A 24,951-nucleotide genomic window follows, 5' to 3' on the forward strand; every position below is an offset into this window, starting at 1 on the left:
TTTTAGTAGGCAATTTTGAGTGTCAAATTAAATTTAAACTTTTAAAAATCAAAAACATGAAAACAATTACAAAAAACATTAAATGGTTATTCATCATTGTTGTGGGCTTCAGTTTTATCGCTTGTAAAAAAGACAGTAGCGTAGTAGATGAAATTAAGAAGGTAGAAATTCAAAAAAAACAGATTCAACAAGTTATTCCAGATCAATACTTAGATTCTTTAAAGAAGTTAGGGCTTTCTATTAATACAGGAATCACACCTTTAAATGCAGAGGGGAATTACGGTATAAGTCCATTAATTCTTTTATCTAGCAATATTAAAACTGATGTAAAGGGTTCTCGTTTTCTCGATGCAAAGATTAACCTTTCAAAACAGGATGAAAACTTTGGAATTAGGTTGTTGGCTAAAAACTTTCTTTCCTCTAGTGATACAAGTATTGTTACTGCTATATCAGGAGCAGGAAATGATTTTACAATTTATGGTAAGGTGAAGTCGACACACAGTGGAAAAACAGCCGATTTTGCTATTATCATATCTGGAACTTTAGAAAACAAGAACATTAAGAATTTTAAATATGGCTTAATTTGTATTTCTAATAAAGAAACTACTTCGAGTGTTTTTATTAAAGAGGGCCAAGGTCGAGTATTTACAGAAAGTGATGGGATCTCGACTGTAATAACAGAAAAGGATTTTCTTGCACTCAGTTTTGAGAAACAAAAAGTTCAATCATTTGGTGGATCAAGACTAATTCAATAAAAACTGATGTTAACTAAAATATTTCTTTTAGTCTCTTGTAAATCAAAAATAAAATTAGGATATTTGCATCCTCTAAAATAGAGGTAGAAAAGACTAATAGGAAATGTCATAAGCATTGTTGCCAGGCAAATTGCAAAAATGTTCTTGATGCTTTCACACAAATAACTAAAAATAATATTCAAATGAAAAAAGATTTGCACCCAACAAGCTACAGACCAGTTGTTTTTAAAGATATGTCTAACGAATATGCTTTCTTAACAAAATCTTGCGTAGATACTAAAGAAACAATTAAATGGGAAGATGGTAACGAGTATCCTCTTTATAAATTAGAGATTTCTCACACTTCACACCCTTTTTATACTGGTAAAATGAAATTGGTTGATACAGCAGGACGTATCGATAAATTCAAAAACCGTTACGCTAAGAAATAATTTTAGCAACAAAAAGCATTTTTTGAAGTCCCTTTGCCAAAAGCATCGGGACTTTTTTTATTTTTGCTACTTATGACAATCAATCTGTTTGATGATTCTTGTTGGGCGTCCTTGCGTCCACTTACGTTTACCAGGCCTGTGGCCGATTTACGCATTGGTATTTTAACCATTGCAGAGAAATGGGCTAAATATTTAAATGCCGATTTCGGCTTTCATACCCAAGATTACCTCTCCATAAAGTTTGCGCCAAAATCCAATGCCAATTTATTTATAAATGGTTCTGTTTGCCCCGATGAGGCTTTGCTAAGCGATGTATATGGACTTAAAGCGGGCGAGGTACTTTATAAAAGAGATGTCATTATCGCGTATATCGCAGATCAGCATGATTTAGAATCGGCTAAATCATTAAGGCCGGTTGAGTATAAAAATGATTTTGTACAGATTGTTTATCCAGAGCATATTTTCGGGAATAATCCAGGCGAGATCAGAAAAGATTTTAAATTGTTAACCGAAGGCCGTAGCTCAGCAAAAATAAGTAACACCAACCAATTGCTTGGTGATGATATTTTTCTTGAAGAGGGTGCTAAAGCCGAATGTAGTGTGTTAAATAGCACCTATGGGCCAATTTACATCGGTAAAAATGCTGAAGTGTGGGAAGGTAGTTTAATAAGAGGATCTTTTGCGCTTGGCGAGAATTCGTCGATAAAAATGGGTGCTAAAATATATTCGGGTACTACCATTGGCCCGAATAGCCGTGCTGGTGGCGAAATTAACAACTCGGTAATTTGGGGCAATTCGGCCAAAGGCCACGAAGGTTACTTGGGTAATTCGGTAATGGGAGAGTGGTGTAATATAGGTGCCGATACAAACAATTCGAATTTAAAAAATAACTATGCCGAAGTAAAACTGTACGATTACGAAAGCAAAAAAATGCGGAACACTAATTTGCAGTTCTGTGGTTTAATTATGGCCGATCATGCAAAATCTGGCATAAATACCATGTTTAATACTGGCAGTGTGGTTGGTATTGGAGCCAATGTTTTTGGTGCGGGTTTCCCTGCAAACCACATACCCGATTTTAGTTGGGGAGGTGCCGGTGGTTTCGATATCTATAAATTGAATAAAATGTTCGAAACAACCGAAAAGGTATTTGCCCGAAAAAATATAGTTTTTGATGAAGTAGAAAAGGATATTATTACTAAAGTATTTGAATTAACTGAATCGTATAGACGATTTTAATATAAAACCTGATCTGGAAAGATCAACCAACCATTAAATAATACAAAATGAGAAAAAAGATTGTTGCCGGTAACTGGAAAATGAACTTAGATTATAACGAAGGTGTTTCGTTATTCAGCGAAATCGTAAATATGGTTAAAGATGAGCGCAAAGGCGATCAACTGGCTATTATTTGCTCACCGTTTATTCATTTAAACAGCTTGGCAAAATTGGGTGGTAACGATGTTAAAATTGGCGCTCAAAATATTAGCGATAAAGAAAGTGGTGCATATACCGGTGAAACCTCGGCAAAAATGGTGAAATCTGTTGGTGCAGAATATGTTATTCTAGGTCACTCAGAACGCAGACAATATTTCGCTGAAAGCGATGCTTTATTAGCTGAAAAAACTAAAGTTGCCCTGGCTAATGGTTTAACACCAATTTTCTGTATTGGCGAAACTTTAGACGAGCGTAACAACGGCAGTTATTATGAAGTATTAAAAAAACAATTGGTAGAAGGTATTTTTAGTTTAACTGAAGAAGACTTTAAGAAATTGGTTATTGCTTACGAGCCAGTTTGGGCTATCGGCACAGGTTTAACCGCCTCTCCAGAGCAAGCGCAGGATATCCATGCTTTTATCCGCAGTGAAATTCAAGCTAACTATGGGTTTAATGTGGCTGATGATACAACCATTTTATATGGTGGTAGCTGTAATCCAGGCAACGCTGCAAGTTTATTCTCTCAAAATGATATTGATGGCGGCCTGATTGGTGGTGCATCATTAAAATCGCGCGATTTTACAGATATTATTAAAGTACTAAACAGCTAAATGCAATACACAAAAGCAATATTTACATTTAAAAGTATCGAAGACTATCAACAGGATTTGCTTATTAGTGATCTTGCCGATTTAGGCTTCGATACTTTCGAAGATAGTGAGGGTGGTTTTACGGCTTTCGTAATCAAGGATAATTTTAATGAGCAGGAATTAAAAGATCTTTTGACAAATTATAGTGAAGAGTTTACAACATCATATACTTTAGAAGATGTTGCCGATGAAAACTGGAATGCGGAATGGGAAAAGAATTTTAGTCCGCTGATTATTGATGATGTGTGTTATGTAAGGGCAACCTTTCATGAACCTCAGCCATCATATCCATATGAGATTGTAATCGATCCTAAAATGGCCTTTGGTACTGGTCATCATCAAACTACCACAATGGTGATGCAGTATATTTTAGCTGCTGATTTGAAGGACAAAAACATTCTGGATATGGGCTGCGGCACCGGTATTTTGGCCATTCTGGCTGCGAAACTGGGTGCTAAAAGCCTAATGGCTATCGATTATGATGATATCTGTTACGAAAGCACCATTGAAAATGCCGCACTTAACCAGGTAGATAATTTAAAGGCGCTTTGTGGTAGTAAAGAAGTGATTCCTAACGAAGAATACGATGTTATTTTTGCCAATATCAATAGAAATATCCTGCTGGACCAGATTCATCGCTATGCAGAAGTATTGAAAGCAGAAGGGAAAATTTTCTTTAGTGGATTTTATTTAGATCCTGATTTAGGAATGATTACCGCCGAATGTGCTAAATACGGCATTAAATATATTGATCATAAACAAAATGGCGATTGGGTTGCGACTCAGTTTGAAAAGAAGGTAGAAGGCTAAAAGGAAGAGGGCTGAAGGTCGGATCTCAAATCTGATGTCTCACATCTCAAATCTAAAAAAAAAATATGCGCATACATTTTATAGCGATTGGTGGAAGTGCAATGCACAATCTGGCCATCGCCTTACATAAAAAAGGTTATCAAATTTCAGGTTCTGATGATGTGATCTTCGAGCCGGCGAAATCCCGTTTGGATAAATATGGTTTATTGCCTGCTGAAATGGGCTGGGGTGAAAGCCGTATTTCGACCGATTTAGATGCGGTTATTTTAGGGATGCATGCACGGATAGATAATCCTGAATTATTGAAAGCGCAGGAATTGGGTGTTAAAATCTACTCTTATCCTGAATATATTTACGAGCAGAGTAAAAATAAATTACGTGTAGTAATTGGTGGTAGTCATGGTAAAACAACCATTACCAGCATGATTTTGCATGTGCTCAATCATTATAAACGCGATTTCGATTATTTGGTTGGTGCACAACTGGCAGGTTTCGAAACCATGGTGAAAGTTACAGAAGAGGCGCCGGTAATGATTATTGAAGGCGACGAGTATTTGTCTTCTCCGATTGATAGAAGACCTAAATTTCATCTTTACAAAGCAAATGTTGCCGTAATTAGTGGTATTGCATGGGATCACATTAATGTTTTTCCAACCTATGCCGATTATACTTTGCAGTTTGATAAATTTATCGATACCATTGAGCCTAATGGCACTTTGATATACTGCAAGGCTGATGCCGATCTGAATGAAATTGTAACGCAATCAAAAGCCAATGTTTCAAAAATTGCTTATGCCATTCCTGCGCATGAAATTAGAAAGGGAATAACCTATCTGCTTCCCGAAGAAACGGCTTTGAAAATTTTTGGCGATCACAACCTGATGAACCTGAATGCTGCTAAATTGGTATGCAAACAATTAGATATCAGTGAAAAGGAATTTGATGCAGCCATTTCCTCATTTACAGGTGCAGCTAAACGTTTAGAAGTAATATCAGCCGATGAATTGACCAATGTTTACAAAGATTTTGCACATTCACCGTCAAAACTGAAAGCCACCATAGATGCTGTTAAAGCGCAGTTTACCAACCGAAAACTGGTAGCCTGTATCGAATTGCATACTTTTAGCAGTTTGAATAAAGATTTCTTGAAAGAATATACAGGTGCTATGGATAAGGCTGATGAGGCAATTGTTTTTATCGATATTAAATCTTTCGAACAAAAACGGATGGAACCTTTTTCTGAAGATGATGTTCAGCAGGCATTCGCCAATCCAAAATTGAAGTTTTTTAATGATGCAGCAAAGTTAAAAGCCTATTTGTTGAGTTTAAATTATAGAGATGCTAATCTGTTGATGATGAGCTCTGGTAATTATGCAGGTTTCGATCTGCCTGAACTGGCGGCTGCATTAGAAAAGTAGATATGAGACATGAGATTTGAGATGTAAAATTTCAGAACTAGAATTCCCACTCAAATCTCACATCTAGTATCTCATATCTCACCTATAGTGTCTCAAATCTCATATCTAACATCTAATATCTAATCAAATGAAAAGCACCGGAGATCACATTAAGCAAAGCAGGCTAGCCTTAGGTCTAAGTCAAGCTGATGCAGCTAAAAAGCTTAATATTTCTACTCCGGCTTTTTGTAAAATTGAGACAGGCCAAACCGATCTTAATATCTCCCGTTTACTCCAGATTTCCAAAACGTTTAAGGTTCCGGTGATACAGCTGATCACTGGGCAATCAACAACATCAGACTCATCTGAAGAACTCGTTGCACTTAAAAAAGAACTGATAGAAAAGGAAGAAGAAATTAATAAGCTCCGTAAAAAGGTTATCGATCTGTATGATAAGCTTGGAATATAAAATGCGGTTTGTCTGTCGTTTATCCGACTAATTGTCATTTAATAATTTTATTAAAGAATAAAATTCATGTTTATTATAAATATTTTGAATTAAATTCAAAATATTTATAGTTTTATAGAATGGTAATCGAAAACAATTTTAGTCTTGATCATATCGATCTGGCTATACTCAGACTTATGCAGGATAATGCGCGGATCTCAAATGTAGATTTAGCAAAGGCATTGGATCTAGTTCCTTCAGCTGTGCTGGAACGGGTAAAGAAGTTGGAAAAGAAAAATGTAATTACCCAATATAATGCCCGGATAAACCCTGTGGCACTCGATTTAAAATTACTCGCCTTTATTTCAATGAAATCATCTCAAAGTTTGGGCTGCAGTGATACCGCAAATGAACTGGCAAAAATACCCGATGTGCAAGAAGTACACGTTATTGCAGGAGATGATTGCTTTCTGATTAAGGTGAGGACAGCAGATTCTGCCTCATTAATGGCTTTACTGCGCGATGAGTTTAGTAAGATTCCGAATATTTTATCGGTTAAAACTACAATTGTGTTGGAAACCGTGAAAGAGCAACAAAAATTGGTAATCCCTGAAAAATAAAAACATGGCAAATTTAAATAAAACGGCATCTCCGGTAATGGTTTACCTGGCATTTGCTATCGTATACATCGTATGGGGTTCTACTTACTTTTTCATCCAAAAGGCCTTGGTTGGTTTTCCGCCATTTATTTTAGGCGCATTCCGCTTTTCCATTGCGGGTGTTTTGATGCTAACTTGGTGCAAGATTAAGGGAGAGGAGATCTTTAACCTAAAAACGATGAAAATTGCTGCGGTAAGTGGTATTTTGATGTTAGGCTTAGGCAATGGAATCGTGATCTGGGTAGAACAGTTTATCCCAAGTGGTTTAGTAGCCATTATGGTAGCTTCAGCAGCAATCTGGTTTGTTATTTTAGATAAATCGCATTGGAAAGAAAATTTGAGCAATAAATATGTAGTATCGGGTTTGGTAATTGGCTTTTTGGGTGTTGTGCTCTTATTTGGCGACCAGATAGTAAAGGCGCTTGATAAACCTCAAAGTAATTTACAGATTATCGGCATGGTATTGCTTGTTTTAGGGCCGATAGCTTGGGCAGGGGGATCGCTTTACTCGAAATACCACCCCACTACAGGAAGTTCGGTTTCTGTTAATACAGGCTGGCAGATGTTAATGGCCAGTGTAGCTTTCTTACCTGGAGGATTTTTTAAATCTGAGTTTAAATTGCTCGATTGGGGGAGCATACCGCTTGATGCCTGGTTATCTATTGTTTACCTTATTCTGTTTGGTTCAATTGCAGCTTTTAGTGCTTATGTGTGGCTGCTTAAAGTGCGCCCAGCTACACAGGTGAGTACCTATGCATATGTAAATCCGGTAGTAGCTGTTTTGCTAAGTTTAACTTTTACCAATGAAGTGATTGGCCTTACACAGGTGATCGGATTAGTGATTATTTTAGGAAGTGTACTCTTGATTAATTTGCCGAAATATAAAAGTGTATAGGTTATTATAGGAGGATCGTCATTGCGAGGAGGGACGACGAAGCAATCTTTAATTTAGATAAATATTATATAATTAAGATTGCTTCGTCGGCTAAAAAAGCCTTCTCGCAATGACGATAAATTAATTAAAATACCTTACGCATGGTAAGGTGCTTTTTGCCAAAGGTTGCACCAGTAGCTTTATGGATCGCAATCATTTGTTCATTAAAATCACCAACCCAACTCAATTCGAGTTCTTTATATTGATTTTTAGGAAGTACGTATTCGCCCAAACTGATAAAAAGAACTGATTCTAAGCCGTGTTTTTGGAATTTAGGTTTAGTGCCCATCACAATTGCCCTCATGCGGGTAACGCCCACCCAGCGGCGGTAAGCAAACTTTAATTTTTCAATCAAACCAAGTTTTCCATCAAAACCTTTAATCATTTGGTTTGCATCAGGAATTAACACTACAAAAGATGCTGGTTCGCCATTAAAGTATGCAAACTGGATCAGGTGTTCATCCATAATAGGTTCCATGCTTTTAAAACTCTCTTCGAGGGTTTCTTTCTTAATAGGAACAAAGTTTTCAAAATCCTGCCAGCCATCATTGTAAATTTCCATTAAGTCATTTATGTATTTGCTGGAATTGGCTTTGCTGAAATATTCGAAAGTATAACCTGGTTTATTTCTTACCCAGTTGGCAATTTTTGTAAAACGTTCTGGAAAAGGAATAGTAAGGTTAATGTGATTGGTTAATTGCTCATATTCGGTAACAAAACCATATTTCTCGAAAAATTTCTGATAATACGGAAAGTTATAGTTCATCCCGAAAGAGGGAGGGGTAAAGCCCTCAACCAATAGGCCCCAAAAAGTATCATTTTCGCCAAAATTAATCGGGCCGTCCATGGCTTTCATTCCGTTTTCGGTTAACCAGGTTTTGGCCGTATCGAATAAAAGAAAGGCAGCTTTTTCATCATCAATACATTCAAAAAATCCCATACCACCTGTTGGTTGGTCATAGTGGTAGGCTTTTTTTTCATTAATAAAAGCTGCTACACGGCCGATCAGTTTTCCTGCATCGTCTTTTAAAACCCAGCGTGTACATTTTCCATGCGCAAAAAAGGTGTTTTTTTCTGGATTAAAAACATTTTCAACTTCACTATCCAGTGGACAGATCCAGTTTTTATCGTTTTTATATAGGGCTTTGGGTGTGTTTAGAAAGTCTTTTTTTAATGATGAATTGCTTACTGGTATAACTTGCATGGGCAGATTTTAAAATTAAAAAGCATCCTACCAAGCGGGCGGATGCTTTTTCAAATATATGTTTTTTTAAATATTAATAATCGTCGTCGTCATCGTCGAAGTTATCGAAGTTGTCAAGATCATCTAATGGCAAATCAAAATCATCATCGTCGTCATCTTGTGGCTTCTTTTTCGTTGTTAGAATATCGTCATCTTCAAGATCATCATCATCGTCTACCTGTTTCTTGGTAGTCGGCTTGGTTGGGAGTTTCTTTGGCGCTTTCATAACACAAAAATAAAAATTGCTTTTATAGTTTAAAAATACAAAAAAACTTTTTCTAATAACAACCTGAAAGCAAAGAAATTAATTTATTTATTCCACATTTTCTCCAACCGTATTTTCCTCCTTTACGATGTCTTTCAGTTGAGGAAGTTGGTTTAGGTTATTTAACCCAAAATAATCCATAAATAATGTGCTTGTGCTGTATAGGATAGGTCGGCCAGGAGTTTCGGCTTTTCCATCGATACTGATTAGCTCTTTTTCCAGCAGGCGTTGCACAGAATAATCTGAATTTACGCCTCTTATCTGTTCAATTTCTAATTTAGTAATGGGCTGGCGGTAGGCAATAATTGCTAGTGTTTCCATAGCTGCCTGGCTTAGTTTTTTCTTTGAGCGATGTAACTGAAGTTGGTTAACCGTTTCATGGTAATCTTTTTTGGTGAGAAACTGATAACCATTGTTTAAGAATACCAATTCGATGGCAAAATCAACATGGCTATATTTTTCCTTAATCTGTTCAACGCTTTCTAATACCTGTACTTCGGTAAATTCTTCATTGAAAACAGCATTTAAGGCAAGTATAATTTCTTGAGTGCCTATGCTTTGGCTGGAAGAAAATACAAGGGCTTCGATGTGCCTGGTGATGTTGTGATTGGGCATATACAAAAATAGAATTTTTGGGCATAAAAAAAGCGGTCTCGCTTTTAAAAACAAGACCGCTTTCAACACACAAATGAAACCTGAATTAAGATATAGTTTTAGGTTAGGTTATTAAATATCTATATCAATTCTATAAGAACGTCTTTGATAAACACTATCGTTTATTTCTAACACAAGTTTAAGGCTAAACAAGGTTCGATCAAGATTCTATTTAGTGAGTGGTATTAATAATTGAGTAAACGGTAAATTTTCTACTTTAACGGTATAGAAATGGTTACTGTTGTACCATTTGTGGTATTCTGCCTAACATCTAAGTGTATAGGTTTTGCTCCAATCTGACCTAAAAGGTGCAACCTTTCTTTGGTTAACTGCATGCCTTTACTAATGTGTGTTTCTTTTTTATCCTTTAAAGAATTATCAATTCCAATCCCATCATCAATAATTTCGATGTTAAGATAGAATTCATCTTTCAGTTTAATGTTGATCAGAATTTCACCACCGCTTTCTTTTGGCATAATGCCATGCCATATTGCGTTTTCTACATAAGGTTGCAACAGCATAGATGGTATAAAGGTTTCTTCTTTGTCGATATCTTCATCCACATTAAAAATATAGACCAGTTTATCACCAAAACGGTTCTTTTCCAGTTTTAAATAAAGATTTAAGTATTCTAGTTCTTCTTCTAAAGAGATGTAGCTTTTTGTACAAATCTCTAGGTTCTTTCTGATCAATCTGGCAAATCCCGTTAAAACCTTGTTTGCTGAGGCTGTATTCTGCGTATTAATGTAATGCTGAATCGAATTCATCACGTTGAAAACAAAATGTGGATTCATCATCGCCTGTAAAGCTTGTTGTTCGAGCATCAGAACTTTATTTTTTAACAACAATTGCTCTTGTTCTTTGTCTTTTTGCTTACGGGTAATGTAAACAGCCACTTTATAAAAAATATAGGCTACAAGCAATATCAAAATAGATAAGAACCATAAGCTTTGCCAAAAATGCTTTTTAATGGTAAATGCGATTTTTGCCGATTGGCCCCAATTGCCGTTCTGACTTTTTGCACTCACTTCAAAAACATAATCGCCAGGCTGGAGGGAAGAGAAATCTAACCGCCTTGTTCTGGTTTCTACCCATGCAGAATTTTCGTTTAAACGGTAACGATAGGTAATATCACTGGTGGTAAAATCGACCGCACTAAAGGTAAAGAGAATGGTATTGTTACCAGTTTCGAAAGTAAAATTACCTTGATCAACTGGTAAACGCTCGTTATCTTTAACAATAGATGTAACGTACACTTTGGGAAGATTCTTAATGATGTTTTTATTGTTGTACTTAAATAAGATTAGGCCTTTGTTTGTTGCAAAATAGGCCGTGCTATCATCAATGAACAAACTGTTGATGTCATCACTCAAAAGATCCTTACCATAGTCGAAATTGGCCACGGTGGGCTGACTCGGATAATCGGCTATTTTGTTAACACCTTTATTTGTTAATACCCATATTTCGCTGTTTTTTACAAATATTTTGGTGCAGATATTATTGGTTAAACCATCTTTTTGGGTAATCTGTCTGGCAATCTGGTTGTTCTTATAAAAAATTAAACCATAGCCATCTGTAGCCAAAATCAATGTGCCGTCGGCAAGCTGTTGAATGTCGTTTATCCTTTTGGTAAGTAAGGGATGGTTTTCGTAATGTTTAATTAGTTTCCCTTTTGAAAATTGAGAAAGTCCATTAATATTCGAAAACCATAGATTGCCTTCATGGTCGTAAAAAACGTGGTAAGACCTATCTTTAAAAAAATCTTCTTTTTCGCGGTATTTTGCAGCGTTAAATTCGAATTTATTTCTTCTATCCGATAGGAAAACAACACCTGATGATAGGGCTAAGGCAAGGTGATTGTTATTTTCGCCTACACTAAAGTGTTTAATTACGAACATTGAGTTGTTCGATTCCTTTAAATAACTGACTTCATTACTGCTGTTATAGATATTTTTGAAAATACCCATTCCATAATCGGATGCAAAATATATGGATTGGTCTTTTGGGTCGAAAGTAATCTGTTTAATGGTTTTGTATTTCTTAAAATCGTCTAAACCAATTTCGTCTACTTGGTAATTGTTGATGGTTAACACGTCGATTACGGCATCATCGGTACCCAGCCACAGGCGGTTTTTCCCGTCTTTAGTGATGCTTTTGATTACATTGCTACTCAGGCCAGATTCTGCATCAATAATCGATAATCGGTTATTTGTATTAGGAAGCATGTAAATTCCTTGATTGGTAGCAAACCACATGTTCTGGTTATTATCCTTGATGACCTGGTTAACCGAAATATCCTGAAGATATTGGACTGTTTTTCCGCTTTTATCTAGAGCGAAGGCTCCATTGGCATTCGATAACCAAACCTCTTTGGAAGTAACATCGTAATAAAAATATCCCGACATGTTCTTGATCAGATTCTGAGGAATCGGTATGAGGTCGTTGATGCTTCCATGTCTATATTGTTTTAATCCTCCGCTGTCTAGGTAAAATAAAGATCTGTGACTGGTATTCGCGGCAGTCATGTAAGAAAGGGGCTGTACTTTGGAACTGACCATGGAAAAAGTTTTTCCATTAAATTTCTGCACACTTAAGTCGCTATAGGCAAATATTTCACCTTGCTCATCTTCATGGATAAAGGCATTGATAAATTTATCATTTAGATTAGGGGAAATGTATTTTTTGATCGTTTTGCCATCCCAGCAAACAATCAAGTTGGCATTTGTTCCGAGCCAAATCCGTCCGAGTTTATCTACTAAAAAGGAAACAATTACGGTGTTAAAGTTTAGTTTTTTAAGTAGGTTATCATTATCCTGGTTGTAAAACTTTCCTTCTTTTAAGTAGCTGAGCTGACCGTTCAGGGCAAAAAACCACAACCGCCCTGCTTTATCTTCTTTCATCTGAAGGATCTGGGTATCCGGAAGTCCATCTTCGATGGTAAAATTCTGGAAATTTGTTCCATCAAAACGACTTAATCCATTGTCAGTGGCGATCCATATAAAACCTTTCTTATCTTGTAAAATGTAATAACAGTTATTGCTGGCGAGTCCGTTTTTAGTATTGTAATGGGGCAGGTAAGTGGTTTGGGCAAGCAGGATTTTTGGGGCACTAAATATAATAAGCCCGAATAAAAAAGCAATAAATGAGCGACCGAAGTTTAACCTCAGTATTGCTTTTATAGCAAATAAAATCGCTCTTATGCGTAGTTTAATGATCACTGTTTGCTTTTGTAAATAATTTTATTTTTTCAAAAAAATCGCTTGCTCTTCTTCGCGAAATATTAATACTTTCTCCATTTTTTAAGAAAACCTGAAGTCCGTTTTTAGAATTGTATTCTTTTAAGTGGTTGAGATTAATAATGCTCGACTTATGGATCCGCACAAATTGATCGCCTGGTAAAAGCTCTTCAAATTCCCGTAAAACTTTCGAAACCGTAATTTTATCATGGTTACTTAAGTGTACAATAGAATAATTACTGTCTGCTTCGATGTAAATAATATCATCGATATCAATCATTTTAAACCCCTGCCCATAAGGGAGTGTAAGTTTTCTGATTTCTGATCGTGAACTTAAGCTAGAAGCCAGATTATTGATTCTTTCATCGTTTTCATTCTGACTTTTAAAGCGTTGGATATGTTGAAAAACCTTATCTACAGCTATTTTAAGCTCATCAATATCAATTGGCTTTAACAAATAATCGAGTGCATTTGCCTTAATCGCTTTTAGTGCATATTGATCGTAAGCAGTTGTAAATATTACGGCGGCATTGTGTTTTTGTGCATCGGGAATAAGTTCAAAGCCGTTGCCCCCAGGCATGGCAATATCCAGAAAAATCAGATCAATGGGATGATGCGCTAAAATATCTTTTGCTTCCGCTACAGACCTTGCAATACCGGTAATTTCTACCTGCGGACAATTCTGTTGCAGTAAAAAAAATAATGATGAGCGTGCAAATTCCTCATCATCAACAATAATGGCTTTTAATATGGTCATAGCTATAGGTTGGTGAATGTATTAAAATGGTCTTATAAAAAAAAATGCAAATCGAAAAAACCAGTGATCTGATTGTCACGTATGTATCATCAAACGAATTCAAAACCACTAAACATAGATTACTATGAAACACAATGAACTAAAAACAAAAAATGAACTTCAGGAAAAAAGTTTATTTGACAAAACTGTAGGCAGAAGATCTTTTCTTCAGTATGCAGGTGCAGGTGCAGCTGGTATTGCTTTGGTAGCCGCCGGTTGTAAAAAAGATCGTGGCTATGAGAATCCTGTAATGGGAGGCGCTACACTAGATTTTAAAGATGATTTTGGTGTATTAAACTATGCCTACGCTTTAGAGCAATTAGAAGCTGCATTTTATGTTAAGGTTGCTTCAGCACCTCCTGCAAGTTTCACAGCTGCTCAAAAAGCATATTTTCAAGATATCCAGTTTCATGAAATTGCACACAGAGAGTTTTTTAAAGCAGCTTTAAGCACCGCTGCAATTGGAAGTTTGGAGGTTGATTTTTCTAAAATAGATTTCACTAGTGCTACAAGTGTATTATCAACAGCAATGACTTTTGAAGATTTAGGAGTTGCTGCATATAATGGTGCAGGGCCAAGAATTAAAGACGGAGGATATTTGTTATTGGCCGGTAAAATTGTGTCTGTAGAAGCGCGTCACGCAGCTTATATTAGAGATCTAATTTCTAATGGTTCATTTGCCGATTTAAACAGTCTTTCGGCATTCGGTTCTAATAATGCTGGAGGTTTAGATGGAGCATTAACACCTGATAAGGTTTTGCCTTTAGCACAACCATTCATCAAAACAAAAATCTCTGCAATCAATCTTTAAACTTTAAAACTAGAAATCATGAATATCGTAAATATATTAGAAGAAATTGAAAAAGTTGACGGTGAAATCTATGAGAGATTAAATCCGAGAAGAGCTGCAATGAAAAGCTTTTTCAACATGGGTAAAAAAATCTCTTTAGCCGCTATGCCACTGGCGCTAGGTTCAATGTTCCAAAAAGCATACGGACAAACAGCTTTACCAACAGCAGTTGTTAATGTATTAAACTTCGCATTGTCTTTAGAGTATCTTGAATACCATTTTTATAATCACTGTCTTGTAGGCAAAACTCCGGGATCGGGAGTAACCGATGTTACTTTTAATTTTCCTAATGCAGCCAGCCAAGCAGCCATTACTACCATTCGTGATCACGAAAAAGCACACGTTGATTTATTGGTAGGTGCTTTGGGAAGTTCGGCTCGTGCGCCTATTGCCTATGCAGATACCGATTTTAGAGCAGGTGGAACATTTGCTACCGTATACTCTGATTATGGTACCTTCTTAGCGGTAGCACAAGGTTTTGAAGATACTGGAGTTAGAGCATACAAAGGTCAGGCAGGAAACTTATTGGTTAGTCCAGGTGTATTGCAAACCGCTTTGCAGATCCACTCGGTTGAGGCACGCCATGCTTCACATATCCGTCAAATGCGTACAGCAGCTGGTAGTACAGTATATAAACCATGGGTTAGTTTAGGCGCTTCTGGCCAGGCAAACGATTCTGGAGTTCCTCAGGTAGATGCAGTTTATGCGGGTGAAGATTTAACTGTACAGGCAAATGTTAACATCGCAAATATTACCGGTGCACCGAACGCAACTGCGGCTAAATTGGCTGCTGTAGAAAGTTTTGATGAGCCATTAGATAGAGCTAGTGTAATTACCATTGCAAACTTGTTTTTACAACCAGGTAAAAAACTATCATAGCAAAAGTTTTTACATTATTAATTAGGTAATGTTTAGTTTAAGGTAGGGAGGTAGAACTTAGTTTTACTTCCCTTTTTTGAATAGGATTATTAAGATGATAGGATTTTAGGATCAATGGGTATAATAAAATACATTCTCCGTCATCCATCTCACATTACTAATAAGTTATCACCTGTTCTTCCAAGTGCTCAGGCAAATCCCTGTAATTGTATTTTTGTCCGCGTAACTGAGGTTCGAAACCTGCGGCTTTAATAGATTGCTGAATGCCATTTGCTGTGAAACGATGTGGTGCACCAGCAGCTGATACTACATTTTCTTCGATCATAATAGATCCAAAATCATTTGCGCCTGCATGTAAACAAAGTTGGGCAGTGGCTTTACCAACTGTTAACCAACTGGCCTGAATGTTTTTAATATTTGGCAACATAATGCGGCTAAGTGCAATCATACGGATATATTCATCTGCTGTTACATTGTTGCTAATTCCACGTAATCGCTTTAATAAGGTGCCATCATCCTGGAAAGGCCAAGGAATAAAGGCTAAAAATCCGTTTGCATCTGCAGGTTTTTCGCTCTGTACCTGGCGGATCCATACTAAATGTTCAAAACGTTCTTCTATGGTTTCCACATGGCCGAACATCATCGTTGCCGAAGTAGTGATGTCTAATTGATGGCATGCACGCATTACATCAAGCCACTCTTGTCCGCCACACTTGCCTTTCGAGATTAAACGCCTCACGCGGTCGTTTAAAATTTCTGCACCAGCACCAGGAAGAGAATCCATCCCAGCTTCTTTTAATGCTTTTAATACCTCAGTATGCGTCAAACCTTCGAGCTTTGCAACGTGTGCAATTTCTGGTGGACCTAAAGCATGCAGTTTTAAATCAGGATATAATTCTTTTAATTTTCTGAATAAGTCAGCATAAAACGCTAAACCTAAATCGGGATGGTGACCACCCTGCAATAATAATTGATCTCCACCTAAACGGAAAGTCTCTTCAATCTTTACCTTATAAGTTTCGATATCAGTAATATAACTTTCGTCGTGGCCAGGCCTGCGGAAGAAATTACAGAATTTACAGTTGGCAATACAAACATTAGTGGTGTTTACATTACGGTCGATCTGCCAGGTTACCTTACCACTGGGTACTTGAATTTTTCTTAACTCATTCGCTATAAACATTAACGATGCGGTATCGGCATGATGGTATAAATGTACACCTTCTTCAAGGCTCAAAAAATCGAAATGTAATGCCCGTTGCAGTAAATCGGCTGTATTCATAGCACAAAGATAAGGAAAAGGGAGGGAAGGTTGAAGGTGTAAGGTTTGAGGTTTGTAAAAAAAAGCCGAGAGCGACAAGGCGGTTGGCGAATAGCGCACAGCGGGGAATTGCCATTCTCCATTTTCAATCATCCGTCCTACATTCTCCATCTTACATTGTCCATCATTTGCCATTTTACATTCTCATTCATTTTCCATCTTCCAATCTCCCTTAAAACAATATCTTTACGGTTCTAAAAATAAATATGGTAGATTTTAATCGTTTTACACTGGCCAACGGCTTAAAAGTTTTGGTGCATGAAGATGCTACAACACCAATGGCTGTTTTAAATATCTTATATGATGTGGGGGCTCGTGATGAGGATCCGGAAAAAACGGGTTTCGCACACTTATTTGAACATCTTATGTTCGGTGGATCAGTAAACATCCCCAATTATGATGAACCTTTGCAACGTGTAGGAGGTGAGAATAACGCTTTTACAAGTAACGATATCACTAATTATTACATTACGCTGCCTGCTGAAAATATAGAAACTGCATTTTGGCTGGAGAGCGACCGCATGCTGGGCCTGGCTTTTTCTGAAAAAAGCTTAGATACCCAACGAAATGTGGTAAGTGAAGAATTTAAACAACGTTATCTTAATCAGCCTTATGGCGATGTTTGGCTAAAGTTGCGTCCGTTGGCTTATAAAAAGCATTCTTACCGCTGGGCAACTATCGGGAAAGAACTTTCGCACATCGAAAATGCAACAATGGATGATGTGAAAGCATTTTTTAAGAAACATTATACCCCACAAAATGCAATTTTGGTAGTAGGTGGCAACGTGAAAACCGAAGAAGTAAAAAAACTGGCCGAAAAATGGTTCGAGCCTATTCCGGCCGGAGATAAATATAATCGCGATTTGGTACAGGAGGAACCTCAAACCGAAGCCAGAACAGAAACTGTTAAAGCTAATGTGCCTTTAAATGCGATTTACATGTCTTTTAAAATGCCAGGACGATTAAATCAGGATTATTATTCCTTTGATTTATTATCTGATATTTTATCAAGAGGACAGTCTTCACGCTTGTACAATAGCCTGTTAAAAGAACAGAAACTTTTTAGCGATATCAACGCCTATATTTCGAGCAGTTTAGATCCGGGTTTGTTTATCGTTGAAGGTAAACTAGTGGAAGGTGTAACAACCGAAACGGCAGAAAAAGCAATCTGGGCTGAACTGGAAAAATTAAAGGCCGAGCTGGTTTCTGAAACTGAATTAACCAAAGTGAAGAATAAAGTAGAATCGGTACTTGTTTTTTCTGAGATGAGCCTGCTAGATAAAGCGATGAACCTGGCTTATTATGAATTACTGGGAGATGCGGCTTTATTGAACCAGGAAACCGAATCGTTTATCAAAGTTAAAGCAGAGGATATTAAACGGATATCCAACGAAACATTCCAATCAAATTCATCATCAACTTTATATTACTTAACTGAAGAAAATGCTTAACAGACAACAGGCGCCTGATTTTAAGCAGGTATCAACCATAAATTTTATCCATCCAGAAAAAAAAGTATTAGATAATAGCGTGCCCGTTTTTACTATTTATTCTGGAGAGCAGGACCTGGTACGTATTGAATTTGTTTTTGAAAATGTAAACTGGACACTCGAAAAACCATTGCAGGCTATTGCGGTAAGCACATTGATTAATAACGGAACAAATAAATTATCGGCAAAAGAAATAGCCGAACAAATTGATTTTTATGGTGCATTTTTCCAAACAGAATATGCCCAAGATCAATCTTCGGTTACGCTTTACACTTTAAATAAACATTTGCATTCGGTATTACCCATTGTGAAAGATGTTTTATCAGAAAGCCAGTTCCCACAACATGAGCTCGATATTTACATCCAAAACCAGAAGCAAAAGCTACAGGTAAACCTGAAGAAAAATGATGTTCTTTCGAGAAAAGAATTTGCACATGCTTTATTTGGCGATACAGCTTATGGTGTAAATATTAAAGCAGAACACTATGATGCATTAAAACGGGAAGACTTAATAGAATATTTTAAGGCTGCCTACGCGCCAAATAATTGTACCATAATCGTTTCGGGGAAGTTTGATACTACAAGCTTTAAGCTGTTAAACGATACTTTTGGAAAAGATTGGGAAAAAAGCAATGCGGTAAAGAATAGTTTCAATTTTACTGCTACGGCAAAACAGTTTGTTTATACAGAAAAACCAGAGGCTTTACAATCTGCAATCAGAATAGGCCAGTTGGCAATTAACCGCACACACGAGGATTTTTCTGGACTTCAGATTTTAAATGCTGTTTTAGGTGGCTACTTTGGATCACGTTTAATGAACAATATCCGCGAGGATAAAGGCTATACCTACGGCATTGGTTCGGGTATTTCTTCCTTACAACAGGCTGGTTATCTTTTTATCGCTACTGAGGTTGGTGCCGATGTTTGTTCGGCTGCATTAACCGAAATTTACAAAGAAATCGATATATTGAAAAACGAACTGATAGGGGAAGAAGAGCTGGATCTGGTTAGGAACTACATGTTAGGTTCGATGTTGGGCAGTTTGGAGAATGTTTTCTCACATGCCGATAAATTCAAGAACATTTATTTTGCAGGATTGGATTACAACTACTATACAAAATATATAGAGAAAGTTAAAACCATTACTGCTGAAGAATTACTTGCCTTGGCGAATAAATACCTCACAACCGATCATTTTACAGAGGTGGTAATTGGGAAGAAATAAGTGTTATCGCACTAACGAAAGAAGTCAAGTTTTAAATACTTGACTTCTTTTAATTAAACTATCTATACTGGCAAAGATATGTTGTTTGAACGCTCGCCTTTATTTTAAAAGATGAGTTGGCAGGTACTTCAAAATTGTTACCTGCTTTAATGTTTTGCCAGTCTGTAGTATCTGGTAAAAGTGCTGTCAATTCACCCTCTATAACGTGCATAATTTCTTTCTGAGCTGTTCCAAAAGTATATTCTCCCGGGTTTATAACGCCGATAGTCGATTTTCCCTCAGCGGTTTCATAGCCTAACGATTTAACGTTGCCATCAAAATATTGGTTTTCAGTAATCATATGCTAATTTATAAAGTTTTTGCTAAAACAGCTTTTTGTTTATCTGCCTGAAATATCTTTTTATAAAAATCTACATACTCGCCGTATTTTTCGGGCGGGTACTTTTTATTATTCATGCTTTGTGTACGGCTATAAATAATCGTATTGTCTTTTACACTAAATTTTGCAGTATACGAGCCGAATTCAGATGTAATGGTAATATCTTTTGGAATAAACTCTACATTATAACCTTTTGGTAAAATGTAACTAATTTCATCATCATCGTTGTAGCTGAACGGAACAGCAAAGTATGTTTTTCTGCCCTCTACTTTAAGCGGAACGCTCTCGCGACGGTTAACCTGGTTTATCACCAAAAATAACTTGTCTCCACCTTTTGTTAACAACGGATTGGTTTTAAAGTTAATCTCTTCGGTAAGCACTGGTAACGTTTTATCTGGCTGTGCATACTTATAACTAATCAGCTCTGCTACCGGAATGGGACTTTCTTCAATTATTGTTTTCCGGAGATCAACAGGTTCCATTAAAGTCATCGGAAAATTTTCTTCAAACTGCGCGTTGCCATAAGTAGATTTTATTTCAGAGCTGGCTGTACCATCTTCTGCCAATGTAATTTTGGTTTTTCTGATCTGATAATTTTCCTTGGCATTGTAAGTGGGAGTATGCACTATTTTTCCTCCATCTTCGGTAACCATTAATACATTCCGGTCAGAATTGCTATAGCCGATAAATCCCATTGGTTTATATTGACTGGTGCATTCTAAAAAAGTAGTATCTTTTGCCAATGGAACACACAAAATCATGTGGTTTGCCTGCCCCATACTCGAGTAATTCGGATTTAAACTGGGCATATCATTTCCAATAACAATTAAATTGGAGGCAATTCCTGCTTCGTTTAATAAAGCCTTCATATAGTTAGAAAGCGCTTTACAATCACCGTAATTTACCTGTGCAACCTTTTCGGCCAAAATAGGCCTAAAACCACCAATGCCCAGTTGAACACTTACATAACGGGTATTTTGCTGCAAATGGTTATATAAAATCCGAATCTTTTCTTTAGGTGTTTTGGCATCTTTGATTAAATTCTGCACCATTAATTTGGTTGCTTCCGGAAGTTTATTTCCATCCTGATTTAAGGTAAAAAGCCACGATCCGAAATTTTTCCAGTTATCGAAATTTCCTGTAGTACCATCGTATTCAAACTGATTGGGAGAGGCTTTAACCCATGCAGAAATGTTATCAATACCTGTGCTTAAAGGCTCATCAGCAACTGCTGCAACGTTGGCACTTTTCCATTTATACTGTACTTTTTCTCCATTGATCACCGAGTCGGTCGGTAAATTCGGACTCGTAATATACCTCATTTTGTAGTTTTTTGCCTTTTGAATCGTGTAGGCAGATTTTTCTACCGATACACCAAAACCTTTCAGGTCGTGCCATGAAGGAAAAGAAAGCAATCCTTTATAATCCTGGCTATAGCTGTACTCTATGGTGTATGGATAGGTTATACTTACAAATTTCAAGAGCTTAAGTCTATTGTCTTCGAAGATCGAAAAATCCGAAATCAGGCTTTGGTCTTTAATATCAGAACTTTTATAGTCCTTTACCTTTTTTCCTGCAGCATCGTAAAGGGTAGCTCTAATGTTGTATATACTGCTAAACTTATCGTAAACCTCTGCCATTTCTCCATAGCTTTCGCCGGCTTTGTTCAAAATGGTTATCGCCACTTTATAATCCATTTTTGCCTCACCTAAACCCTTAACATCAAAAAAAGATTCTTCGTTCCTAATTACAACAACAGCATCCTTTTTCAGGTTTTCAGAGATCTTTGCTACATCGTAATCTATCTGTGCTAATGCACTATTAACGCTTACAAGCGCAAGTGCCAAACTTAAATAGTATTTCATTATACTTTCTTTTTAAATACAATTTGTTCAGCCTGTTTTTCTACAACCGTTTTAAATAGTTCTTTTAAATCGAAATATTCTTCTGGCGTATAAAGCGATTTGTTTACGTTTATGATACTTTTTACCATTAAGGTTTTGCCTTCTGTCACATAATTGATGGTAAATGTTCCATTCTCTTCCGGGAGTTTATAAATCCCGCCCTTTGGTAGCTTATCTACTTCATAGTCTTCAGGGAAGTTGATCGTAATGCGGTAACTTTCTTTAAATGGATAGGCAAAATCGACCGGGAATTTTCGTTGCTCTAGTTTGAATAAATTTTCCTTCGTTCGTTCGAAAAGGAGAGGGGTAAAATACACCAGGTTTCCGGCTTCTTCCACATTATCTTCAATTACTACATCCATGCTTTCAGTCAACAGTTCATCAAGATTGTCGAGGTTGTCGATTTTGTAAATAGAAACTTCAAGACCTGTTTTATCTTTTTTGAAGTTTTTAACAAATTCGGTTTCGTTATTTGTTTTTCTGTATTTATTGCGAAGGTTTAATGCGCTATAACCTTTTGAGTATTGAATAATTTTGCCTGTTAACTTATGGTCTTTATCAAGCGTCATATTATAAACAAAAATCTTTTCGCTCGATATACTTGGTTCTGTAGAAAGCCATTTTCCATCAAAGCTTTTTAAATTCATATAAAACCCCTGGTGACTCAGGTTTTCATAATCTAACATACCAGCAGGAAGATCTTTATCTGTAGCATCAAGAAAATAAAGTGTATTCCCGATCTGCGTAACACCAATTACATTATTGAACGCCGATTCCATCGGATATCCAGGATGTTCGCCATTTTCTCTGGTGCTGATCAAAACCGGGTAAGCATCAATTTTCGCTTCCTTTAATAAGCTTAATAGAGCAAGGTTAATATCAGCAGACGAACCTGTTTTCTTTTCGAAAATGCTTTTTGGATTGGTCTCCTTAGCATACTTCGAGTATTCTTTATTCCATTTTAAGCTGTTTTTAACATAGTTGAAAATAAGTTTTACAGCAGCCAGGGTATCTTTTTCCCCTTTCAAAATGCCTGGAAGTACAGATTTGGCATAACTGTTTTTATTAATAAAACTGCCAAAATTTTCATCCTCGGCCAGCCCTTGGATGATTTTTGGCCACGAACCATTAAAGTCTTTATAAATTTCGCCCGGGAATTGGGTTCCCCTAAGTTCAAATTCTATTTTAGGTGTATAATCATCCATTGTAGTTACATATGGCTCTTCTTTTAGTGCAGGTACATTTGCAGCACAATATTTGTCATAAACAGCGTTAGAATTTAAGCCAGGAATATAGGATGCAGTTACAGTTTCATGCACTGGATGCTCAACTTTGTAGTATCCGCTCATATTGTTTTTGTATATGAAATAATCAGGGATTCTAACATTATACTCAGACCATAGGGTGGGAATACTTGACTGGAATTTCCATCCGCGTAGCGTAAATGTAAAATCGGATCTAATTTTATACTTAAACTCGATAATCGATCCTTCTTTAACATTAGGCAATGCAAATTTTTTGATCACAAAGTTTTTATTAAATTCCTCGGTAAACTTGGCATCTTTGTTCAGTTTACTGGTAACCATTTTGCCATCAACCATATTATAAGTTGCGGCATCCATAAAACTGAGGTCTTCTTTTGCAGAATTACTACTTCTATAAAGTTCTACGTGATAATTGGCCAGATCATAACCATTTTTGTTTAATATTTTGTAACGAATATGTCGTTCAAACACATAAATAAACCCTCCAGTAGCGTTATATTCGAAATAACAGTTGCCAACATCAAACAGTTTGATCGCAGAAGCGGAAGAGTCCTGTCCTGTGGCTTTCACTTCGAATTCTGTTGGTGCAATTTTACCAAACTTGAATTCTCTTTTTATAGATTGAGCGGTTTGGGCATAGAGGGTACTAACTCCAATGCATAGCATTAAAGTCAGAAATTTGAGAGCATTTTTCTGCATTTGTAAAATTAGTTTTTTGGTTGTGCAATATTAAAAAGATTCAGCGAAATATGATCAATTAATTAACAACATATTTTTTGATGTAAACATTTAAATCAACCTATATGGCACATGCAAAATTTTATAAGTAATCTGTTATCCTTTTTTATGGGTTGGCTATTTCAGTTTTGTAGGTTTTTAGATATGCTGATCTCACTATTTTTGCTGTTTTATGGTCTTTAGTGTGGCTCCATCCGGGAGGCATGAAGATGTATAGAAACTTGTTTTTAATGCCTGGCGCACGCCAAACATCTTTAGCCAAAAGCACAATTTCGCCAAAATAAGCATCTAAAAAACTGTGCTTTTTCATTTCTCGGGTAATGCCATATTCAATTTTTATTGTTTTATCTTCTTCCTGATAGGTTTTAAAAACATGGTCCCAGATGGGTAGCAGGTTGCAGAAGTTGGTGTCCATATATAATGCATTCTTGGCATGGTGTACACGATGATGGGAAGGGGTAAGGATTATTTTATTTAAAAAACCGAAACGGCCATCTTTAGAAATGTTTTCTCCAATGTGGATAAAAGATCCCCAAACACCATCAATAAACATAATTAAAAAAAGCAGTGAGGGACTTACCCCTAAAAGAATACACGTTGTTGTCCTTATCAGGTCTGCATATGGTGCTTCTAAAAAAAAGTGAGCAAAATTTACCGATAGATTCATGGTTTCGGGTGCATGATGGGTAGAATGCAAACACCAGAACAGCCTAACTTTATGCGCTAAAAAATGGTAAATGAAGTGGCCAAATTCCCATATTACATAGCCATAAATGAGCCAGTACCAGGTAATTTCGGTTTTAAAAATGGCATATTTCCCAAATAATCCAATGCAGAGGGAAACCATTCCAATGGAGATGATGCGACCAATAAATGAATTGAAGACTAACGAAAAGAAAGAAATGCGATAATCTACCACTTTAAAACGGCGATAAAATGTCATCCTAATGATCTCAAAAACCAATAGAAAAGGAATTAAAGGACCAATAAGCGCACTAATTCCTTTCCAGCTCATAAACTGGCTATAATCATTAGTTTGCAACAGCTGTAAAAGTGCCGATAAGCCGAAAAAGCCAAACAGCCATTCCTTTGTTCCTTCCAGAAAATCAATCATATCATTATATTTGGTTCGATGAATTTATATAAATCTCGAGTTTAATCAAATTAAATCACTAAATAATTACT

The 24,951-nt window shown here is 36.5% G+C and carries 23 protein-coding genes; 13 read left to right on the plus strand and 10 right to left on the minus strand.

What is annotated here, in order from left to right; all coding sequences use genetic code 11:
- The first annotated feature begins 56 nt into the window (after positions 1–56).
- The 9 genes from EZ456_RS10275 (at position 57) to EZ456_RS10315 (ending at position 7,482) form a co-directional block, all read left to right on the plus strand.
- Positions 57–755, plus strand: a complete 699-nt coding sequence (locus EZ456_RS10275) for a hypothetical protein (RefSeq protein WP_131529827.1) — start codon at positions 57–59, stop codon at positions 753–755.
- 182 nt (positions 756–937) lie between these two features.
- Complete coding sequence (locus tag EZ456_RS10280; RefSeq protein WP_025142617.1) at positions 938–1,186, plus strand: type B 50S ribosomal protein L31; 249 nt, start codon at positions 938–940, stop codon at positions 1,184–1,186.
- A gap of 72 nt (positions 1,187–1,258) precedes the next feature.
- The gene (locus EZ456_RS10285) at positions 1,259–2,425 is read left to right on the plus strand and encodes a putative sugar nucleotidyl transferase (RefSeq protein ID WP_131529829.1); all 1,167 of its coding nucleotides are present in this window, start codon (positions 1,259–1,261) and stop codon (positions 2,423–2,425) included.
- A 47-nt stretch (positions 2,426–2,472) separates the two neighbouring features.
- Positions 2,473–3,234 carry a triose-phosphate isomerase gene (gene tpiA, locus EZ456_RS10290; RefSeq protein ID WP_131529831.1) on the plus strand — a complete coding sequence of 254 codons (762 nt, stop codon included), beginning with the start codon at positions 2,473–2,475 and terminating at the stop codon, positions 3,232–3,234.
- Positions 3,235–4,083, plus strand: coding sequence for a 50S ribosomal protein L11 methyltransferase (gene prmA / locus EZ456_RS10295; RefSeq protein ID WP_131529833.1), 849 nt, complete (start codon positions 3,235–3,237; stop codon positions 4,081–4,083).
- 65 nt (positions 4,084–4,148) lie between these two features.
- Complete coding sequence (locus EZ456_RS10300) at positions 4,149–5,501, plus strand: UDP-N-acetylmuramate--L-alanine ligase (RefSeq protein WP_131529835.1); 1,353 nt, start codon at positions 4,149–4,151, stop codon at positions 5,499–5,501.
- 127 nt (positions 5,502–5,628) lie between these two features.
- On the plus strand, positions 5,629–5,949 hold the full coding sequence (locus EZ456_RS10305; RefSeq protein ID WP_131529837.1) for a helix-turn-helix domain-containing protein: 321 nt from the start codon (positions 5,629–5,631) through the stop codon (positions 5,947–5,949).
- A 119-nt stretch (positions 5,950–6,068) separates the two neighbouring features.
- On the plus strand, positions 6,069–6,548 hold the full coding sequence (locus EZ456_RS10310; protein ID WP_057935227.1) for an Lrp/AsnC family transcriptional regulator: 480 nt from the start codon (positions 6,069–6,071) through the stop codon (positions 6,546–6,548).
- 4 nt (positions 6,549–6,552) lie between these two features.
- Entirely contained in the window at positions 6,553–7,482 is a 930-nt protein-coding gene (locus EZ456_RS10315) for an EamA family transporter (protein WP_205945068.1), read from the plus strand.
- 124 nt (positions 7,483–7,606) lie between these two features.
- Here the strand turns inward: EZ456_RS10315 and EZ456_RS10320 are convergent, their stop codons facing one another.
- The 5 genes from EZ456_RS10320 to EZ456_RS10340 all read right to left on the minus strand — a co-directional run bounded on the left by EZ456_RS10320 (position 7,607) and on the right by EZ456_RS10340 (position 13,676).
- Positions 7,607–8,725 (minus strand): GNAT family N-acetyltransferase, encoded by a 1,119-nt coding sequence (locus tag EZ456_RS10320; protein ID WP_131529838.1) that lies wholly within the window; start codon positions 8,723–8,725, stop codon positions 7,607–7,609.
- Positions 8,726–8,798: 73 nt separating this feature from the next.
- Entirely contained in the window at positions 8,799–8,990 is a 192-nt protein-coding gene (locus EZ456_RS10325) for a hypothetical protein (protein ID WP_131529840.1), read from the minus strand.
- A gap of 87 nt (positions 8,991–9,077) precedes the next feature.
- Positions 9,078–9,644 carry an SMC-Scp complex subunit ScpB gene (scpB, locus tag EZ456_RS10330; protein WP_131529842.1) on the minus strand — a complete coding sequence of 189 codons (567 nt, stop codon included), beginning with the start codon at positions 9,642–9,644 and terminating at the stop codon, positions 9,078–9,080.
- 251 nt (positions 9,645–9,895) lie between these two features.
- The gene (locus tag EZ456_RS10335; protein ID WP_131529844.1) at positions 9,896–12,901 is read right to left on the minus strand and encodes a ligand-binding sensor domain-containing protein; all 3,006 of its coding nucleotides are present in this window, start codon (positions 12,899–12,901) and stop codon (positions 9,896–9,898) included.
- Entirely contained in the window at positions 12,891–13,676 is a 786-nt protein-coding gene (locus tag EZ456_RS10340; protein ID WP_131529846.1) for a LytR/AlgR family response regulator transcription factor, read from the minus strand. The genes EZ456_RS10335 and EZ456_RS10340 overlap by 11 nt, the downstream gene beginning before the upstream one ends.
- 124 nt (positions 13,677–13,800) lie before the next feature.
- On the opposite strand from EZ456_RS10340, the gene EZ456_RS10345 reads away from it, so the two are divergent.
- The gene (locus tag EZ456_RS10345; protein WP_131529848.1) at positions 13,801–14,526 is read left to right on the plus strand and encodes a ferritin-like domain-containing protein; all 726 of its coding nucleotides are present in this window, start codon (positions 13,801–13,803) and stop codon (positions 14,524–14,526) included.
- A gap of 18 nt (positions 14,527–14,544) precedes the next feature.
- Complete coding sequence (locus tag EZ456_RS10350) at positions 14,545–15,444, plus strand: ferritin-like domain-containing protein (RefSeq protein WP_131529850.1); 900 nt, start codon at positions 14,545–14,547, stop codon at positions 15,442–15,444.
- Between the two features lie 157 nt (positions 15,445–15,601).
- Here EZ456_RS10350 and EZ456_RS10355 read toward each other — a convergent pair whose 3' ends face one another.
- Positions 15,602–16,726 carry a CofH family radical SAM protein gene (locus EZ456_RS10355; RefSeq protein WP_131529851.1) on the minus strand — a complete coding sequence of 375 codons (1,125 nt, stop codon included), beginning with the start codon at positions 16,724–16,726 and terminating at the stop codon, positions 15,602–15,604.
- Between the two features lie 245 nt (positions 16,727–16,971).
- Here EZ456_RS10355 and EZ456_RS10360 point away from each other — a divergent pair, with 245 nt between their 5' ends.
- Both EZ456_RS10360 and EZ456_RS10365 read left to right on the plus strand, forming a co-directional pair.
- Positions 16,972–18,216, plus strand: a complete 1,245-nt coding sequence (locus tag EZ456_RS10360) for a M16 family metallopeptidase (protein WP_131529852.1) — start codon at positions 16,972–16,974, stop codon at positions 18,214–18,216.
- The gene (locus EZ456_RS10365; protein ID WP_131529854.1) at positions 18,209–19,480 is read left to right on the plus strand and encodes a M16 family metallopeptidase; all 1,272 of its coding nucleotides are present in this window, start codon (positions 18,209–18,211) and stop codon (positions 19,478–19,480) included. Before EZ456_RS10360 ends, EZ456_RS10365 begins: the two co-directional genes overlap by 8 nt.
- 58 nt (positions 19,481–19,538) lie before the next feature.
- On the opposite strand, the gene ppnP is transcribed toward EZ456_RS10365, so the two are convergent.
- The 4 genes from ppnP to EZ456_RS10385 all read right to left on the minus strand — a co-directional run bounded on the left by ppnP (position 19,539) and on the right by EZ456_RS10385 (position 24,880).
- Positions 19,539–19,820, minus strand: a complete 282-nt coding sequence (gene ppnP, locus EZ456_RS10370) for a pyrimidine/purine nucleoside phosphorylase (RefSeq protein WP_131529856.1) — start codon at positions 19,818–19,820, stop codon at positions 19,539–19,541.
- 8 nt (positions 19,821–19,828) lie between these two features.
- Complete coding sequence (locus tag EZ456_RS10375) at positions 19,829–21,724, minus strand: DUF3857 domain-containing protein (protein WP_131529858.1); 1,896 nt, start codon at positions 21,722–21,724, stop codon at positions 19,829–19,831.
- Entirely contained in the window at positions 21,724–23,727 is a 2,004-nt protein-coding gene (locus EZ456_RS10380; RefSeq protein ID WP_131529860.1) for a DUF3857 domain-containing protein, read from the minus strand. The genes EZ456_RS10375 and EZ456_RS10380 overlap by 1 nt, the downstream gene beginning before the upstream one ends.
- Positions 23,728–23,872: 145 nt before the next feature.
- Complete coding sequence (locus EZ456_RS10385) at positions 23,873–24,880, minus strand: sterol desaturase family protein (protein ID WP_131529862.1); 1,008 nt, start codon at positions 24,878–24,880, stop codon at positions 23,873–23,875.
- Positions 24,881–24,951: the final 71 nt, after the last annotated feature.

This window comes from Pedobacter psychrodurus (assembly GCF_004331735.1).
GTDB classification, from domain to species: Bacteria; Bacteroidota; Bacteroidia; order Sphingobacteriales; family Sphingobacteriaceae; genus Pedobacter; species Pedobacter psychrodurus.

Excerpts from the sequence above, each read along its gene's own strand:
- EZ456_RS10275 (WP_131529827.1), top strand. The coding sequence starts at position 57 with ATGAAAACAATTACAAAAAACATTAAATGGTTATTCATCATTGTTGTG.
- EZ456_RS10280 (WP_025142617.1), top strand. The coding sequence starts at position 938 with ATGAAAAAAGATTTGCACCCAACAAGCTACAGACCAGTTGTTTTTAAA.
- EZ456_RS10285 (WP_131529829.1), top strand. The coding sequence starts at position 1,259 with ATGACAATCAATCTGTTTGATGATTCTTGTTGGGCGTCCTTGCGTCCA.
- tpiA (WP_131529831.1), top strand. The coding sequence starts at position 2,473 with ATGAGAAAAAAGATTGTTGCCGGTAACTGGAAAATGAACTTAGATTAT.
- prmA (WP_131529833.1), top strand. The coding sequence starts at position 3,235 with ATGCAATACACAAAAGCAATATTTACATTTAAAAGTATCGAAGACTAT.
- EZ456_RS10300 (WP_131529835.1), top strand. The coding sequence starts at position 4,149 with ATGCGCATACATTTTATAGCGATTGGTGGAAGTGCAATGCACAATCTG.
- EZ456_RS10305 (WP_131529837.1), top strand. The coding sequence starts at position 5,629 with ATGAAAAGCACCGGAGATCACATTAAGCAAAGCAGGCTAGCCTTAGGT.
- EZ456_RS10310 (WP_057935227.1), top strand. The coding sequence starts at position 6,069 with ATGGTAATCGAAAACAATTTTAGTCTTGATCATATCGATCTGGCTATA.
- EZ456_RS10315 (WP_205945068.1), top strand. The coding sequence starts at position 6,553 with ATGGCAAATTTAAATAAAACGGCATCTCCGGTAATGGTTTACCTGGCA.
- EZ456_RS10320 (WP_131529838.1), bottom strand. The coding sequence starts at position 8,725 with ATGCAAGTTATACCAGTAAGCAATTCATCATTAAAAAAAGACTTTCTA.
- EZ456_RS10325 (WP_131529840.1), bottom strand. The coding sequence starts at position 8,990 with ATGAAAGCGCCAAAGAAACTCCCAACCAAGCCGACTACCAAGAAACAG.
- scpB (WP_131529842.1), bottom strand. The coding sequence starts at position 9,644 with ATGCCCAATCACAACATCACCAGGCACATCGAAGCCCTTGTATTTTCT.
- EZ456_RS10340 (WP_131529846.1), bottom strand. The coding sequence starts at position 13,676 with ATGACCATATTAAAAGCCATTATTGTTGATGATGAGGAATTTGCACGC.
- EZ456_RS10345 (WP_131529848.1), top strand. The coding sequence starts at position 13,801 with ATGAAACACAATGAACTAAAAACAAAAAATGAACTTCAGGAAAAAAGT.
- EZ456_RS10350 (WP_131529850.1), top strand. The coding sequence starts at position 14,545 with ATGAATATCGTAAATATATTAGAAGAAATTGAAAAAGTTGACGGTGAA.
- EZ456_RS10355 (WP_131529851.1), bottom strand. The coding sequence starts at position 16,726 with ATGAATACAGCCGATTTACTGCAACGGGCATTACATTTCGATTTTTTG.
- EZ456_RS10360 (WP_131529852.1), top strand. The coding sequence starts at position 16,972 with ATGGTAGATTTTAATCGTTTTACACTGGCCAACGGCTTAAAAGTTTTG.
- EZ456_RS10365 (WP_131529854.1), top strand. The coding sequence starts at position 18,209 with ATGCTTAACAGACAACAGGCGCCTGATTTTAAGCAGGTATCAACCATA.
- ppnP (WP_131529856.1), bottom strand. The coding sequence starts at position 19,820 with ATGATTACTGAAAACCAATATTTTGATGGCAACGTTAAATCGTTAGGC.
- EZ456_RS10375 (WP_131529858.1), bottom strand. The coding sequence starts at position 21,724 with ATGAAATACTATTTAAGTTTGGCACTTGCGCTTGTAAGCGTTAATAGT.
- EZ456_RS10380 (WP_131529860.1), bottom strand. The coding sequence starts at position 23,727 with ATGCAGAAAAATGCTCTCAAATTTCTGACTTTAATGCTATGCATTGGA.
- EZ456_RS10385 (WP_131529862.1), bottom strand. The coding sequence starts at position 24,880 with ATGATTGATTTTCTGGAAGGAACAAAGGAATGGCTGTTTGGCTTTTTC.